16 protein-coding genes, 1 tRNA gene and 1 pseudogene are annotated in these 15039 nt (G+C 70.3%); 8 read left to right on the forward strand and 10 right to left on the reverse strand.

Annotated features, from left to right (window positions below; all coding sequences use genetic code 11):
• Positions 1-80: 80 nt before the first annotated feature.
• On the forward strand, positions 81-455 hold the full coding sequence (locus AB0367_RS30625; protein ID WP_366229946.1) for a VOC family protein: 375 nt from the start codon (positions 81-83) through the stop codon (positions 453-455).
• Here AB0367_RS30625 and AB0367_RS30630 read toward each other — a convergent pair.
• From AB0367_RS30630 to AB0367_RS30645, 4 genes are all read right to left on the reverse strand, one after another.
• On the reverse strand, positions 452-1255 hold the full coding sequence (locus tag AB0367_RS30630; protein WP_366229947.1) for an SCO1664 family protein: 804 nt from the start codon (positions 1253-1255) through the stop codon (positions 452-454). The genes AB0367_RS30625 and AB0367_RS30630 overlap by 4 nt on opposite strands.
• Before the next feature lie 6 nt (positions 1256-1261).
• Positions 1262-1825 (reverse strand): DUF3090 domain-containing protein, encoded by a 564-nt coding sequence (locus tag AB0367_RS30635; protein WP_366229948.1) that lies wholly within the window; start codon positions 1823-1825, stop codon positions 1262-1264.
• A 192-nt stretch (positions 1826-2017) separates the two neighbouring features.
• Positions 2018-2722 (reverse strand): MSMEG_4193 family putative phosphomutase, encoded by a 705-nt coding sequence (locus AB0367_RS30640; RefSeq protein ID WP_366229949.1) that lies wholly within the window; start codon positions 2720-2722, stop codon positions 2018-2020.
• A gap of 2 nt (positions 2723-2724) precedes the next feature.
• Positions 2725-3768 carry an LLM class F420-dependent oxidoreductase gene (locus AB0367_RS30645; protein ID WP_366229950.1) on the reverse strand — a complete coding sequence of 348 codons (1044 nt, stop codon included), beginning with the start codon at positions 3766-3768 and terminating at the stop codon, positions 2725-2727.
• A gap of 105 nt (positions 3769-3873) precedes the next feature.
• Between AB0367_RS30645 and AB0367_RS30650 the strand changes: the two genes are divergently transcribed.
• Genes AB0367_RS30650 through AB0367_RS30660 form a run of 3 tightly spaced genes read left to right on the forward strand, consistent with a single transcriptional unit; the run spans position 3874 to position 6101 of the window.
• Positions 3874-4845 carry an aldo/keto reductase gene (locus tag AB0367_RS30650; RefSeq protein WP_366229951.1) on the forward strand — a complete coding sequence of 324 codons (972 nt, stop codon included), beginning with the start codon at positions 3874-3876 and terminating at the stop codon, positions 4843-4845.
• 26 nt (positions 4846-4871) lie between these two features.
• Positions 4872-5897: a hypothetical protein gene (locus AB0367_RS30655; RefSeq protein WP_366229952.1), complete on the forward strand. Its 1026-nt coding sequence runs from the start codon at positions 4872-4874 to the stop codon at positions 5895-5897.
• A gap of 12 nt (positions 5898-5909) precedes the next feature.
• Positions 5910-6101: a DUF5703 family protein gene (locus AB0367_RS30660; RefSeq protein WP_344616882.1), complete on the forward strand. Its 192-nt coding sequence runs from the start codon at positions 5910-5912 to the stop codon at positions 6099-6101.
• A gap of 566 nt (positions 6102-6667) precedes the next feature.
• Here the strand turns inward: AB0367_RS30660 and AB0367_RS30665 are convergent.
• Positions 6668-7384, reverse strand: a complete 717-nt coding sequence (locus AB0367_RS30665) for a hypothetical protein (protein WP_366229953.1) — start codon at positions 7382-7384, stop codon at positions 6668-6670.
• A 39-nt stretch (positions 7385-7423) separates the two neighbouring features.
• The gene (locus AB0367_RS30670) at positions 7424-8725 is read right to left on the reverse strand and encodes a M20/M25/M40 family metallo-hydrolase (RefSeq protein WP_366229954.1); all 1302 of its coding nucleotides are present in this window, start codon (positions 8723-8725) and stop codon (positions 7424-7426) included.
• A gap of 269 nt (positions 8726-8994) precedes the next feature.
• Between AB0367_RS30670 and AB0367_RS30675 the strand changes: the two genes are divergently transcribed.
• Both AB0367_RS30675 and AB0367_RS30680 read left to right on the forward strand, forming a co-directional pair.
• A complete protein-coding gene (locus AB0367_RS30675; protein ID WP_366229955.1) occupies positions 8995-9591 on the forward strand; it encodes a hemerythrin domain-containing protein in 597 nt (198 codons plus the stop codon).
• 280 nt (positions 9592-9871) lie between these two features.
• Positions 9872-9955: transfer RNA gene (locus AB0367_RS30680), tRNA-Leu, on the forward strand.
• Between the two features lie 39 nt (positions 9956-9994).
• On the opposite strand, the gene AB0367_RS30685 is transcribed toward AB0367_RS30680, so the two are convergent.
• The 3 genes from AB0367_RS30685 to AB0367_RS30695 form a co-directional block, all read right to left on the reverse strand.
• Positions 9995-11392, reverse strand: a complete 1398-nt coding sequence (locus tag AB0367_RS30685) for a recombinase family protein (protein ID WP_366229956.1) — start codon at positions 11390-11392, stop codon at positions 9995-9997.
• Between the two features lie 212 nt (positions 11393-11604).
• A complete protein-coding gene (locus AB0367_RS30690; RefSeq protein WP_366229957.1) occupies positions 11605-11877 on the reverse strand; it encodes a hypothetical protein in 273 nt (90 codons plus the stop codon).
• A gap of 230 nt (positions 11878-12107) precedes the next feature.
• Complete coding sequence (locus tag AB0367_RS30695; protein ID WP_366229958.1) at positions 12108-12470, reverse strand: hypothetical protein; 363 nt, start codon at positions 12468-12470, stop codon at positions 12108-12110.
• 118 nt (positions 12471-12588) lie between these two features.
• Here AB0367_RS30695 and AB0367_RS30700 point away from each other — a divergent pair, with 118 nt between their 5' ends.
• On the forward strand, positions 12589-13425 hold the full coding sequence (locus AB0367_RS30700) for a hypothetical protein (RefSeq protein ID WP_366229959.1): 837 nt from the start codon (positions 12589-12591) through the stop codon (positions 13423-13425).
• A gap of 367 nt (positions 13426-13792) precedes the next feature.
• Positions 13793-14593 carry a hypothetical protein gene (locus AB0367_RS30705; protein ID WP_366229960.1) on the forward strand — a complete coding sequence of 267 codons (801 nt, stop codon included), beginning with the start codon at positions 13793-13795 and terminating at the stop codon, positions 14591-14593.
• Positions 14594-14682: 89 nt separating this feature from the next.
• Here the strand turns inward: AB0367_RS30705 and AB0367_RS30710 are convergent.
• A pseudogene (locus AB0367_RS30710) lies at positions 14683-14955 on the reverse strand (TIGR02391 family protein); the annotation flags it as partial.
• Between the last annotated feature and the right edge of the window lie 84 nt (positions 14956-15039).

Genomic DNA, 15039 nt, shown 5'->3' on the forward strand with positions numbered 1-15039 from the left:
GGTGGACGCGCGGACCGGGCACCGACACCACTCGCCATCCATAAATTTTGATCTATCAGCACAAAGGGGAGCATGCGGAAATGTCGGAACTGACCATCGAAAATGTCACCATCGACTGCAGTGGCGACGCCTCCGTGCTGGCCGGGTTCTACGCGCGACTGCTGCGGCGCGAGGTGGACCCGGAGGCGTCGGAGTACTTCGCCACGGTCGGCCGCGCGAGCGGTGCCGTCCCGGTGCTGATGTTCATCCAGGTGCCCGACCGCACGCCGGGCAAGAACAGCGTCCACCTCGACCTGCACACCGACGACTTCGCCGGCGAGGTCGGCCGGGCCGTGGCGCTGGGCGCGAAGCGGCTCGACGACCACGACGAGCACGGCGTCGTGTGGACGACCCTCGCCGACCCGGAGGGCAACCTGTTCGACATCGCCGGCAACGGGCCCGAGATCAGCGACTAGATCGGCGGCCAGGGGATCGCGTGGCGGTCCTCGTCGGGCTCCGGGAAGCGCCGCGAGCGCAGCAGCGCACCGGTGCGCACCGAGACCATCGCCACCTCGGCCGGGGTCAGGTGCTCCGACAGCGACTCGGCGAGGCCGGCGGAATACTGCGCGCGCAGCTTCTCCAGCACCTCGAGGCCCTCGTCCGGGATCGGCTCGCCGGCCCAGCCCCAGATGATCGTGCGCAGCTTGTCCTCGGCGTGGAAGCAGATGCCGTGATCGACGCCGTGGACGTGCCCGTCCACGGTGTCGATCACGTGCCCGCCCTTGCGGTCGGCGTTGTTCACGACCGCGTCGAAGAGGGCGAGCCGGGCCAGCCGCGGGTCGTCGGCGTGGGCGAGGACGAACGGGCGGCCCCGCTCGTCGCGGGCGGACATGATGCGCCGCCAGTGCTTCGGCACCCGTCCGGCGGGGACGAACCCGAGCAGCGGCTCGTCGCTCTGCAGCTCGTCGTCGATCCACAGCTGGCACATGCCGTGGCCGAGAGGGCCGTCGCGCAGCACGGTCGGCGGGACGATCCCCCAGCCGGTCGCCTGCGACAGCAGCCATGCGGCGTATTCCCGGCCGGCGAGGGTGCCGTCGGGGAAGTCCCACAGCGGCCGCTCGCCGCTGACCGGCTTGTAGACGCACCGTGCCACCGTGTCACCGAGGGTGATCACGCAGCGCAGCGTGGCGTTGGAGGCGTCCATGAGCCGGCCCTCCAGCTCCACCGCACCGTGGCGCAGCAGTTCCAGCGCCTCGTCCTCGGGCAGGGCCGGCACGCCGGGCTACCGGCGGTAGCCGTTGTGCCGCGGGCAGAGGTGCCCGCGGGCGTCGAGCGGCTGCCCGCACAGCGGGCACGGCGGGCGACCGGACGCGACGACCCGTTTGGCCCGCTCGATGAACGCGCGGGTGGCCGCCGGGGTCAGCCGGACCCGCAGCCGGTCCCGGTCGGCGGTGACGAGCTCGTCGTCCTCGTCCTCCTCGGGCTCCTCGACCTCTTCCTCACCGACCGCGATCGCCTCGATCACGACCGTCGCGGTGTCGACGTCGAACTGCAGGCCGAGGGTGCCGACCCGGAACTCCTCGTCGAGCGGCATGTCGAGGGGCTCGTTGTCGGCGGTCTCGGCGACCGTCGACGCGGCGAGGTCGACGCCGAAGCGGCGATGCGCCTCCTGCAGCAGCTCCTCGAGCTTCTCGGCCAGAAGGGAGACCTGGATCTTCTCCAGGGCGACGCTGATCAGCCGGCCGCCGCCGCGCGCCTGCAAGAAGAAGGTCCGCTCCCCCGGTGCGCCCACGGTGCCGGCGACAAACCGCTCCGGCGGCTCGAATGCGTACACGTGGTGGCTCATGCTGTCACCTCCGCCTGGTCCGGCTCGTTGAGGCTGCGCGCTGACCGACCCGGACGAGGCGCCGCCTCGCTCCGGCTGCAGCATGAGCTGAACCCGCGCTCATGATGAGCGGCCTCTCCGCTGCGCTCCGAACCGCTCATGCCCAAAACTCTATCCACTCTCGGTGGCGTCCGCCGCAGCCGGGCTACATGATCACACGGAACCGCCCGAACCGCCCCCTACCGCGGCGTCGGATGACATTTCCTCCTCTGGCCGCTGCGGGGGCTGGAACCCCGAAAGGTCACCGCCGGTGTCGTTGAGGCGCAGGACGAATGAGCGCAGCGGGGTGTACCGGATCACGGTCACCGACGCCGGCTCGACCGCGATGCGCTGAAACAGGTCCAGGTGCATGCCGAGGGCATCGGCGACGACCGCCTTGATGATGTCGCCGTGGCTGCACGCCAGCCACACCGCCTCCGGCCCGTGCGACCGCGTGATCTTGGCATCCCAGCCGCGGACGGCGGCGATCGCGCGGGCCGACATCTGCGCCATCGACTCGCCGCCGTCACCCGGGAACACGGCCGCGGACGGGTGCGCCTGCACCGTCGCCCACAGCGGCTCCTTGGCCAGTTCCTTGAGCGGGCGGCCGGTCCAGTCACCGTACCGGCACTCGATGATCGCGTCGTCCTCGATCACGTCGGCGACGTCGGGCAGGGCGAGGGCCAGGGTCTCCCGGCAGCGCGGCAGCGGGCTGCTGACCACGGCGGCGAGGGGCAGCTTGGCGGCGGCGAGGCGCTCGCCGACGGCGACGGCCTGCGCCCGGCCGACCTCGTCCAGCGGCACGGGCTGGTGCCCGGCGAGGATGCCGGTGGCGTTGGTTTCGGTACGGCCGTGGCGCAGCAGCAGGAGGGTGGTCACCTCTACAGGCCCGCCTTCGACCAGGCGTCGGCGAGCTGGCGCAGGGTCGCGATCGAGTACTCGGCGTCGCCGAAGACGAGGGTGGAGATCTCCGTCACGCCGGCCTCCTTGTAGGCGTGCAGCCGCTCGGCGACCCGCTCGACGGGACCGAGCAGCGAGGTGCGGTCGATGAACTCCAGCGGCACGGCTGCCGCCGCGTCCCGGTGGCGCTTGGCCAGGTAGAGATCCTGCACCTCGCGCGCCGCCTCGCCGTAGCCCATCCGGGTCGCCAGAGCATTGTAGAAGTTCTGCTCGCGTGAGCCCATGCCGCCGACGTAGAGGGCGGCGTAGTTCCGCACCAGCTCGGCGCACATCTCGACGTCGTCGCCGAACACCACCGGTACACTCGCGGCCACCTCGAAACCGTCGAGCGTCCGGCCGGCCTTGGCCCGGCCCGCGGCGATCGGCCTGAGCGACTCCTCGCCGAACTCGGGCGAGAAGAACACCGACAGCCAGCCGTCGGCGATCTCGCCGGCGAGCTCGAGGTTCTTCGGGCCGACCGCGGCGAGGTACACCGGGACGTGGTCGCGCACCGGGTGCAGGATCAGCTTCAGCGCCTTGCCGGGGCCGTCGGGCAGGGGCAGCCGGTAGTGCTCACCGTGGTACTCGACGGCCTTGCGGGTCAGGGCCAGGTTGACGACGTCGACGTACTCCCGGGTGCGTGCCAGCGGCTTGGCGAACCGGACCCCGTGCCAGCCCTCGGACACCTGCGGCCCCGACACGCCGAGGCCGAGCCGAAACCGGCCGCCCGACAGCTTGTCGATCGTGGCCGCGGTCATCGCCGCCATGGCCGGCGTGCGGGCCGGAATCTGGAACACGGCGGAGCCCAGCTCGATCCGCTCGGTCTGCCCGGCGAGCCATGCGAGCATCGACGGAGCGTCGGACCCATACGCCTCCGCCACCCATACGCAGGCAAAACCGAGGCGGTCGGCCTCCTGAACGGTGGCCAGGTGACCGGCCGGGTCGTTCCATGCCGAGAGGTAACCGAGGTTCAACGCAAGCCGCACAACTGCCTCCCAAGCTCCCCCGCGCGACCCTGCACGGGCGGCACCAGGGTAACCCCGGGGCACGCCTACCGTACGAAGTCGCCTTCCGGCCGTATCGTTCCATGCATGCAGCAGCGACCGCTCGGCCGTAGCGGGCTGGCGGTATCCCGGCTGGCCCTCGGCACGATGACCTGGGGCCGTGACACCGACGCCGACGACGCGGCCGCCCAGCTCAAGACATTCCGTGACGCCGGCGGCACACTGCTGGACACCGCGGACGTCTACGCCGACGGCGAGGCCGAGTCCGTCATCGGCGCCCTGGTGGGCCGCCTGGTACCGCGGGAGGAGCTGGTCATCGCCACGAAGGCGGGCCTGCGCCCCGGCATGACCCGCCGCCGCGACGGCTCCCGCGGCCACCTCCTGCGTGCCCTGGACACCTCCCTGCAGCGACTCGGGACCGACCACGTCGACCTGTGGCAGGTGCACGGGTACGACCCCGACACGCCGCTGGAGGAGACCCTCTCCGCGATCGACACCGCCGTCAGCAGCGGCCGGGCCCGCTATGCCGGCGTGTCGAACTTCTCCGGCTGGCAGACCGCCCGCGCCGCCACCTGGCAGGCGGCCTGGCCGGGCCGGGCGCCGGTGGTGTCGACGCAGGTGGAGTACTCCCTGCTGGAGCGGGGCATCGAGCGCGAGGTGATACCGGCCTGCTCGGCGCTCGGCATCGGCATCCTGCCCTGGTCGCCGCTCGGGCGGGGGGTGCTCACCGGCAAGTACCGCACCGGCGTGCCCGCCGACTCCCGTGCCGCGTCGCCGCACTTCGAGCGGTTCGTGGCGCCCTACCTCGACGACCGGTGCACCGGCATCGCCGAGGCGGTCGCCACCGCCGCCGGCGGGCTCGGCGTGTCGCCGCTGGAGGTGGCCCTCGCGTGGGTGCGCGACCGCCCCGGTGTGGTGGCCCCGGTGCTCGGCGCCCGCACCGTCGGGCAGTTGCTCGGCGCGCTGCAGACCGAGGAGATCGTGCTGCCGCGCGAGATCCGGGCCGCGCTCGACGACGTGTCGGCGCCCACCTCCGGCTATCCGGAGCGGCAGACGTAAAGCGGCAGACATAACCTGGACGGATCATGTTGCGCCGACTGCTCCCCCTGGCCGGCGTGCTGCTGCTCACCGCGTGTGGCGGCGACACGCCCGCCGGCCGCCCAGATGCCACCGTCCCGACCCCGACGTGGGCCCCGCAGGCCGCCGCGCCGTCCACGGGCTCGACCGCGGCCGTGCCTGCCAAGCCCGCGGGCGTGGCGCTCGGCGCGGGCGGAGCACGCGTGGCGGTCATCTCCGAGAGATCCGCGCTCGTCCTGCACGAGCCCGCCACCGGCGTCGCGGAGATCCCGGCCGCCGAGCCACCCCGCGGCGTGGTCGCCGTGGCCGGCGGCGGCTTCCGCGCGGTGGCCGGCACGGCCGTGCTCGACCTGCCGCCCGGCGCCACCGCGCCGGCGTCCTGGCCGCTGCCCGCGCCGGGCGGCGCGATCGCGGTGCCGGGCACCTCACGGACCTCGGGCACGCCGGGCAGCTCGGACTGGACCGCGGTGGCCCTCCCCGACCGCGGCGACGTGACCATCCTCTCGCCCGCCGGGACCGAGCTTCGGACCATCCACACCGGCGGCCGCCCGTCGGCGCTGGCCGCCGACGACGAGCGCATCGCGGTCCTGGACGCCGGGCAGTCCTCGCTGACCGTGTACGACGCGGCCACCGGTGCCCGTCAGGAGGTGCTGCGAGCCGGCGACGGCGCCGTGGCGGTCGCCGCCGTCAGCAGCCCGGGCGGCAGGAGCCGGTTCGCCGTGATCGACGCCCGGGACGGCGAGCTGCTGGTCTTCGACACCGGACCGCTGCTGCTCCGGCAGCGCTACCCGGTGCCGGGCGGCGCGTGGGCGCTCGCCTACGACCCCGGCCGGGGGATACTGTGGGTGACCGTCACGCAGCGCAACGAGGTCGTCGGGTTCGATCTAAGCGGCGGTACCCCCCGCGAGGTGGCCCGGCACGCCACCGTGCGGCTGCCGGTCGCGGTCGCCGTCGACCCGTCCACCGGCGCGCTGGCCGTCGCCGGGTCGGACGCCACCGGCACGGAAGGGCTGGTGCACCGGATACCGGCGTAGCAGTATCGGGTCATGGACTACGAATATGTGCCGCTGCGGTTGCCGTCGAATGTCGACCGGATGACCGCTAACGCACAGCTGACGATCCAGGCCGAGTACGGTGGCTGGGAGCTCGCCCGGGTGCGGCTCTACCCCGACGGGAGCCGCCAGGTGATGCTCCGCCGCCGCGTCACGAGCGAGACGCTGCCCGGCCTCAGCACGTAGCCTTCAACCGGCCCCAGTCCGCGCCGCACCGGCCGGCCTCCTCAGCCTTGTATGCGTCAGGCCGGTTGCGCGAAGCTCGCCTCGACCTCGACCTCGACCTCGACCGCCTCCGTCACGCTCAGCGTCGCCGCGCTGGCCAGCGCTGACCGCGGCTATCGCCGGGCTGATCCCGGCCGGGGCTCCGTCGCCGTTACCGTCGCTGTCGCCGTCGCGGGGCTGGTCGCCGCCGCGCGGGGCGGGCCGACCTGCTGCTGCGTCGAGTGCCGGACGGTCCTCGAACCGCTCGGTCGGCGCCCGCCTCGCCTTCAGCCGCGTGCCGACCGCCGCCACCGGCGCTGCCTTGGCCGTCGCGCCGCACGCGACGCTCCCCGACTTGCCCTGCCGGCCGACCTTGCGTTGATCGAGCTTGTACCTCGCGCCCGGCACGTCCGGTGCACCCGGCACGTCCGGTGCACCCGGCACGTCCGATGCGCCCGGCGCAGCCGGTATGCCTGGCGTATCCGGCACATCCCGCGCGGGTGGCGGCCGGCCCGGGACCGTGGTGGCCCGGGCCGGCCGCACCCGGGTCAGCGGCGTTCCGCGGCCTTGCCCCGGCCAGAGCCGCCGGCGGCGTCCGCTTCGTCCGCTTCCTCGGCCAGCTCTTCGTCCGCCTCGACGAACGCGTGCTCGTCGAGGCGGTCGACGACACGGTCGCCCCCCGACAGGGCGAACGGGCCAGTGCCGTCGTTGTCCTCGTAGGTTTCCGGGTCCAGCGGGGTCTCGACCTCGGCGACGATGACCACGCCGTCGAGGGACTCCAGCTCCGGGATGTCCAGGGCGCCGAGCGAGCCGTCGCCGGCCTGCATCAGCTCCAGGACGGCCTCGCCGACCGTCTCGACCGGGGCGCCGTCGCTGTCGCCCGAGTTGGTGCGGCGCGCGGCCTCGGCGAGGCGGAGCAGGGCGGCGACGCTCGGTACACGATAGTCGCGGCGCTGGCGGACGGAGATGACCTGCGGGTGCGGGTCCTCCGCCTCGGCGCCGTCGACGCCGCCGATGCCGACGCCGAACTGGCGGTCGGCCTCCTCCGGGTCGATCGCGTCGACGTCCCACGGGGTGACCTCGCCGAACTCGTCGAGCAGGAACTCGTCGTAGCTGTTGGAGGCGTTGTTGAGCTCTACGTAGGCGCGCCACACCTCGTCGTCGTCGGCCCGCCCATTGGCGGCCTTGACCGCGGCAAGGTGCTCGCGGGCCGCCGCGATCACGCGCTCGAGCGCGGCGTCAAGCTCCGCGTGCCGGTCGGTCATGATGGGACTCCCCCTGAAATCGATGAAGCGCTGGCTAGGTCAGGACTGCTGCAGGAACCGGTCGAGAACTCGCACGCCGAACTGTAGTCCCTCCACGGGAATGCGCTCGTCAATGCCATGGAACAACGCGGCGAAGTTCAGATCGGCCGGCAGGCGTACGGGCGCGAAGCCGAAGCAGCGGATGCCGAGCTTCGCGAACTGCTTGGCGTCGGTGCCGCCGCTGAGCATGTAGGGGACGGTCACGGCACCTGGGTCCTCCGCCCGCAGCGCCGCCGACATGGCCTCGACCAGCGCCCCGTCGAACGTGGTCTCGAGGGCCGGCTGGCGGTGAATGTACTCCAGCTCGATGTCCGGCCCGACGATGCGGCGCAGCTCCTCCTCGAACGCCTCGGACTGCCCCGGCAGGGTGCGGCAGTCGATGGTCGCCGAGGCGCGGCCGGGAATGACGTTGTCCTTGTACCCGGCGGACAGCCGGGTCGGGTTGGCGGTGTTGCGCAGCGTGGCTCCGATGATCATCGCGATCGGACCGATCTTGCCGACGGCGGCCTCGGGGTCATCGAGGTCGAGCTCGATGCCGAGCATCTGCGTGACCTCCTCGAGGAACGCGTGCACCGTCGGGGTGAGCACAATCGGGAACTTGTGCTGGCCCACCCGCGCGACCGCCTCGGCCAGCGCGGTGACCGCGTTGTCGTCGTTGATCATCGAGCCGTGGCCCGGGCGGCCCTTGGCGTGCAGGCGCAGCCAGTCGATGCCCTTCTGCGCGGTCTCGACGAGATAGAGCCGCTGGTCGCCGCCGATGCTCATGGAGAAGCCGCCGACCTCGCCGATCGCCTCGGTGACGCCCTCGAAGCAGTCCGGGTGCCGGTCCACCAGGTATTGAGCGCCGTAGGTGCTGCCGGCCTCCTCGTCGGCGAGGAAAGCCAGCACGACGTCGCGCGGGGGCTTGCGGCCTTCGCGCTTCATCTGCCGCACCAACGCCAGGACCATCGCGTCGAAGTCCTTCATGTCGACGGCCCCGCGCCCCCACAGGTAACCGTCCTTGAGCTCGCCGCCGAACGGGTGCACCGACCACTCTGACGCGTCGGCCGGCACCACGTCGAGGTGGCCGTGGATCAGCAGCGCGTCGTGCGACGGATCGGTGCCCTCGAACCGGGCGACGACGCTGGCACGCCCCGGCTCGCTCTCGTAGATCTCGGGCTGGAATCCGACCTCGGCGAGCTTCTCCGCCACGTATTCGGCGGCGACCCGCTCCCCGGCGCTGGTGGCGAGGTCGCCGGTGTTGGTGGTGTCGATGCGCAGCAGATCCCGGCAGATTTCGATGACCTCGTCGGTGGCGTCCATGGTGAAGTCATATCAGGCGGCACCGGCAGTTTCCCGCGTGGTCCAAAGATGGCTACGCGACGTCACCTCGGCAACTCTCAGCGTAACCAGCTATATCCGATCGAGGCGAGAACCGCCTGACCGGAGGCGTTCGGGTGGCGAGCCTCTGCCAGATAACGGACATGACGGCTCTTTCCGTCGAAACGGCGCGTCAGCGGGCAACCTACCGTTTCAAGCGGGGGCCCGCCGGGTAACCGTGCGTCACCACAAGCGATCGAGGAGGGTCAACGGTGAGTTCCGCCCCGCTCCCGCCACTGCCGCCCGTACCCGGCGTGACCGACGACGAGCTCCAACCGGCCGGGCGCAGCATGATCGAGGTGCTCGAGGAGGACCACGATCGCCTCGTCCGGCTCTGCTCCCGCGCGGCGACGGAGCCGGCCGCGTCGGACGTCCTGGTGGCGACCCTGGCGCGGCACCTGGCGGCCGAGCAGCAATACCTTTATCCAGCAGTCCGTTCGGTACTGCCGGAAGGCCCGGCCATCGCCGAACGCGAGCTCGCCGCCAACGCGGACCTGCTCGTGGCACTGCGACGGTCGCACTCGACCACCGATGGCGCAGCCCTGCAGTCGATCACGGAGCGAATCCGTCAGCACACGCACCGCGCTGCGACCGAGGTCTTCCCTGCCCTGCGCGGGCGCTTCTCCAACGGCGAACTCGTCCGGCTCGGCAACCGGGTCGAGATCGCCCGGTCCGCCGCCCCGACCAGGCCACATCCAGGCACTCCGTCCACCCCGCCCCTGGACAAGATCGTCGACCCGGCCCTGGGTGTCGTGGACAAGGTGATGGACGTTCTCTCGTGCCGTACAACATGGGAAGAAGACCTCTGAGCAGCTGACACTTGCGGGCACCATCCCATTGTCGCGGCATTGCCGATTCGGCCCGGGTGGCGTCAGCATTCTCGACGCCCGAGGCCCGACACGCCCGGGCCTGGTGTCGCGGGTGGCCGACTCCCCCTCCGGCCACCCGCGGCACCAGGCCCCTGGACGCCCTCACGCCGGGACCGCCACGTGTCGGACGCCCCGATTAGCCAAGATCGCGCCAGACCGTGTAACGTATCGCAGGGCCGTTCGAGCGGGGCAGAAAACACCGCATAGAATGGTTCAGCCGGTCGAAGTGGCGGAATGGCAGACGCGCTAGCTTGAGGTGCTAGTGCCCGTATAGGGCGTGGGGGTTCAAGTCCCCCCTTCGACACGTTAACCCCTGCGCCGAGACATTTCCGGCGCAGGCGGGTCAATTCGGAAATTCCGCCTCGATGCGGCAGGCAGTCTCCGTGCAGGTCACCACCAGCCGATGCTCGCGCAGGTGACACACGATTTGCTGCACCGCCTGGTCGGCCACCGCCGATCCGCCGCTGTCGCGCAGCAACCCGCGAATGACCGTGATCATCCGGTCCTCCCGGACGTAGACGTTCCGCGACCGGTCCGGGCCCCGCGGCGTCGCGCTGGAATGGCCGTGCTGGCAGCGGTAGGCCGGTCGACCGTGCGACCAGCACGACTCCAACCGCCGACCACACAACCCACACCGCAACAGACCCACCAACCGGTACCGCCGCCGGCCGCCACCGCGCGGCGCCGGCAGCGCGCTGACCTGCTGGACCGCGATGAAGTCGGCCTCGGACACCAGCGCCGGATGCGCAACCTGTTTGGAGATCACCCACTCGCTGGTACTGGCCCAGCGCTGCGTCTTGAACGGTCCAGGCAAATGCGCCGGCGTGTGGTGTGCCGGCTGCCGGTTCCACACTTGCCGACCGGTGTACTTGACGTTCGACAGGAGCGCCCGGACCGTGTTCAACGCCCACCCGCAGCCATTGCGATGGCGGTTGCGGCCCGGGTCGACCTGTGACGGGCACGGCACGCCCCTCGCGTTCAGCGTCGCGACGATCCGCGACACGCTGCACCCACGCAACCGCTCCGCGAAGATCCACCGCACGATCGGCGCCGTCACCGGATCCGGGTCGTACCGCTGCAACCGCCGCCCCCACTTCGCATGCATTGGATTCGGATGCGGACCCGCGTCCACCAGCCGGTAACCGTACAACGGCCGGCCACCGAGGAACCGACCCTCATCCCGGGCCTGCGCCCGCATCGCCGCCAGAGCCCGAGAACGCGCCCGCAACACCTCCCGCTTCGACTGCGCCCCGAGCAGCATCAGCAACGCCTGATGCGAAGGCTCGGCCAGATCGATCCGGCCGTGCGCCTCCGGCAGCCACAACTGCACACCATGCGCTTCCAACAGCGGGATCAGCGACAGCACCTGATCCCCGTAGAACGCCCGCTCGTACTCCCCCACCACCACCGCATCGAAGCCACGCTCAGGATCAGCCAACGCCGCCAGCAGCATCGCTGCGTGCGGACGGTCACTCCACGGCAACCGCCGGCTGCGGTCCACGTCGAAGAACTCCACCACGATCCGGCCATGACCGTCAGTGAGGTCCTCGGCCACGTCCCGCTGCCACCGCCGCGACGAAACGGGCTCCTGGAAGTCAGCCGTCGACACCCGACCGTAAAACGCGAACCGCAACCCGCCGACCACATCCGGCCGCCGACGACGCGGCCGCCCCGCCAGCCGTGCTTGACTCATCCAGTAGGTCAGCAGGTCGGGTTCGTCATGTTCCGAGAGGGTGGGCACCACGCGCTCCGATCGCCAGCAAGGACAACCGCCACGACCCATTGGTGCCTGGTCAGGGTGCAGCGCGACGGACAACCTGTGCGACACGTGGGCAGTGAGGACCGGCCCGCGACCGCACCCTGCTGGCCCGGCCGGATGCTGCCCGCGTCGCCGTCGTCGCGGTGATGTCGTTGTGCGGCCAGCAGTTGATCAGCGATCGATCCGAGCCGCCGTCAATCCGGCAGGACGAGCTTCTCCCCGACGGACACATACTGGGCACTCTCGCTCGCAAACGGCTCGCGGTACCAGTTCGCCCACCGGTCGCGCAGGCACGGGCCAGCCATCTGGGCCATCAAGTCCAGCTCAGCGGGCCAGACATAACGAAACGGGATCGAACGGAAGCCGCAGCGACCGTTGACGACCTCGACGTAGTTCGAGCTCATGGACTGGGTCACGACGTCGTACAGGTCGTAGGCCCACCGCGTTTCGCTCACCTGGAACGGCACGGCATCCTGTCCGGGCGGGCCTTCGCAGGTCCGGCATCATGACCTCAGTGACGAATCGGCCGCCGGGCTGCAAAAGCGCCGCGACGTTACGGAAGCAGGCCACCTGCACGCCGCCTGCATCGCCAGGTCCATGATCGTGTTGAAGACCAGGTACGCCACGGAGAAGGCCCCCTCCACCTGCGTATCGCGGCAGATGAGTGCGGCCGGGCGGTGCGACGCCGTCATTCGGGCTACGTGCCCGCGGAATTTTCCAGAATCAGGACTGTCATATCCAGCAGACGCTGGTAGTAGGACGCCTCGTAGCCGTCCAGGGCTGGAATCGCGCGGTTGAGCCTCTGCTCGCAATCCGCGAGAACGTCCCACCGCCAGTCGTCGATGCCACCCCCGTTACTCAGCCACGTGTGGACGCAACCCGAGACGTTGGAATCAAGCGACACCATCTCCACACCATTTGCATCGTCTACATACAGCCGGCGCGGAAAGGCGGCCTGTCTGTGTTCCTCGTAGAGCTCGGTCAGCAGCTCTGGCGGGACCTCCGGCTCGCGCAACTCGGGTCTCAGTTCCACACGATCATCTTCCACCTCGGTGGGCACTGTCTGGCGGTCGGCCACTCACGACCCGCGCTGCGGATCGGATCACGATTGCCTGCATATCAAACATGAGCGAGCACCTCATCACGCCGTCATGTCCATGACCCGTTAGTCTCGCGTGATGATCGCCGCGCCGCGCCGGGTTCCGTCCGGCGTCGATCGGGACGTTTTGATGCGATGCTATGGCTATCGCTTCACGCGGGCAGGAACGGTCAAAGGAAACGATCCGTCCGACGCGCCCGCCGACCTCGCTGCGGCTCACGGCGCCGGGTGGCCGGTGCGTGAACCCGAACGGTGGAGCGCAGGTGAGATCGTAGAGCGGGCCGTCGAAGCGGCAACCGCGCTCGATGAAGGTGCGGTGCTCGCAGCGTTCGTCGCCGGGCTGGGCAGTGCCCCGCGCGGACGCCAGACGATCATCTCCTACGGCTGGGCGCGTTTCCTCGGGGCTGCGGCGCGGCACGCGGGCGGCGTACCCGATTGCGGACTTGATCCGGCCGCGGATGTCGATGTGACCCAGGTGTTGCTGCGGCTGTCGCTCGGCTGGGCGTGGAACGAGATTCCCGCCGGCTACCTGCCGGACCTGGAGGCTGCGGCAAGCGAAGGACTGCCCGAGCCGGACGCGGAGGACCGCGTACGGCTGCGCGCCCTGCTCGACCTCATCCGCTCATCGCCGGCGGGAACCACCCCGAGCGAACTGGAGAAACAGCTCGCCCGGGCGATGCTCGTGCCCGGCACCGACAAGTACCAGCGGTACGGCATCCTGATCGGACTTTCGGAGTTCGGGATACTCCCCAGCCCGGTCCTGCCGTCGATGTGGGACCAGTTCATCCCTACCGCCGAGCGGCACGCAGCGTATCGCCTCCTACGAGGCGCGCCGCGGTCAGACATCACGGTCCCGCTCGCGGGATGGAGAGGCGGCATCGACGAGCACCGCGCCGCACGCATGCTGGCGGTATGAGCGACAAGCGTGCGGATGCGCATCCTCAACTCGGCATGATCAGATGCGCTGTCATCGGCAGATGTTCGCGCTCCGTTGCCCGATGCGACCGTGATCGCCGTTACGCACAGTGATTCAATCCCGTGGCTGATGATTGCCGGACCGCTATTCCTGATCGACATCTTGCGACGATTCCCGCCGCCGACAGAGCTGCCGGTCACGGTGGGCGCCCCGGGCCGTGGGTGGAGCCGGGTCGTGCTGGCCGTGTGCCCACGAGTAGCGCGTCACAGCACCCGCGGGGTGCCCGGGGCACCGAGCTGTGACCGTAGTACGCCCCGGCAAGGCTGCCGTACCCTGACCGGCGACTACCATCCAGGGGAGCATCATTTTGCGCGCATTGCACCGTATCGCGGTTCCGTTCGTCGCTGCGGCGACCTTGCTGGCCGGCTGCGGCGAGTCTTCTCCGTCGTCCAACGCGAGCGGGACACCGGCGACCACGGACGCAGCGGCACCCGCCGCATCGGCCTCGGCCAAGCCGACGGCCGGGTCCGCCGAGTTGTTCGAGGCGGCGATCGCCGACCTCGCCACCAAGCCATACGCGTTCCTGACCAAGGCCAAGAGCGGCCCGCAGGTCAAAGGGTCAGTCGACCCTACGGCCGGCAACATCGCCCAGGTCGCCGACATCCCGGCCGCCAAGCTCAAGGCCAGCGTCACGGTCGTCGGCAAGGACTACTACGCCAAGCTCGACGGCGTCCAGATCCCGGGCGCAGCGAACAAGTGGATTCATTTCGAACCGGGGAAACTGCAGTCGCTCAACAAGCTGCTCATCAACACTGCGCAGGACCCGACCGGCCTGACGCTCATCGCGAAGGCCATCATCACCGCAAAGAAGGACGGCACGAAGATCACCGGCACGTTCGACGCGACAAAGGTCGGCGACGGCGTCGGCGGCATCGGCGCCGACTCGGTCGCCGCGCTCGGCGACAAAGCCAAAGCGATTCCATTCACCGCCACCCTCGACGCCCAGGGCAAGCTCACCGCGCTGTCGTTCACGGTGCCGGAGCACGGTGAAGAAAAGGCCGACACCATGACGACGACCTACTCAGCCGTCGGCACCGCCGTGAAAATCGCCAAGCCGACCCCGGTCGTCGAGGCCAACGAGCAGATCTACGCCGGACTCAACGGCTGACATGCCGAGGCCATGGTGGCCGCCGAATCGCGATACGCGGCGGCCACCATCGTCATCTGGCGTCTCTCCCTTGATCGGTAGATCCGCCGTTATTTGTACAGTCCCACCGGAGTCACGCGCGCTCCGTCAAGGCGTCGATGTACGAGCGAGAGGACGGTGAAGAGGTCCAAGGCGTCGGTCTCGGTCAGTACCCAGGTTGGTGCCGCCCGAGTGGTGTGGGCGGGCGGGTTGCGGAACATGCCGTGGATGCCTTTGAGGAGGTTGCAGAAGCCACTCTGCTCGCTCGTGTCGGTTTCATGGCGAAGTGCGTTGAGCCGCAGGAGAGGTGGGTTGCCGCCCAGCGCGGCCTCGGCTAGTGTCGCGTGATCCTGGTTGTGTTATGTCGGGTTGTCGTTGATCCTGGTGTGATGCTGACCGATGCCCAGACCGCGGAGTTGCGGGCGGTG

Source organism: Dactylosporangium sp. NPDC051484 (assembly GCF_040689395.1).
Classification (GTDB): Bacteria; Actinomycetota; Actinomycetes; order Mycobacteriales; family Micromonosporaceae; genus Dactylosporangium.

Excerpts from the sequence above, each read along its gene's own strand:
- AB0367_RS30655 (WP_366229952.1), top strand. The coding sequence starts at position 4,872 with ATGTTGCGCCGACTGCTCCCCCTGGCCGGCGTGCTGCTGCTCACCGCG.
- AB0367_RS30670 (WP_366229954.1), bottom strand. The coding sequence starts at position 8,725 with ATGGACGCCACCGACGAGGTCATCGAAATCTGCCGGGATCTGCTGCGC.
- AB0367_RS30665 (WP_366229953.1), bottom strand. The coding sequence starts at position 7,384 with ATGACCGACCGGCACGCGGAGCTTGACGCCGCGCTCGAGCGCGTGATC.
- AB0367_RS30635 (WP_366229948.1), bottom strand. The coding sequence starts at position 1,825 with ATGAGCCACCACGTGTACGCATTCGAGCCGCCGGAGCGGTTTGTCGCC.
- AB0367_RS30650 (WP_366229951.1), top strand. The coding sequence starts at position 3,874 with ATGCAGCAGCGACCGCTCGGCCGTAGCGGGCTGGCGGTATCCCGGCTG.
- AB0367_RS30700 (WP_366229959.1), top strand. The coding sequence starts at position 12,589 with ATGATCGCCGCGCCGCGCCGGGTTCCGTCCGGCGTCGATCGGGACGTT.
- AB0367_RS30625 (WP_366229946.1), top strand. The coding sequence starts at position 81 with ATGTCGGAACTGACCATCGAAAATGTCACCATCGACTGCAGTGGCGAC.
- AB0367_RS30660 (WP_344616882.1), top strand. The coding sequence starts at position 5,910 with ATGGACTACGAATATGTGCCGCTGCGGTTGCCGTCGAATGTCGACCGG.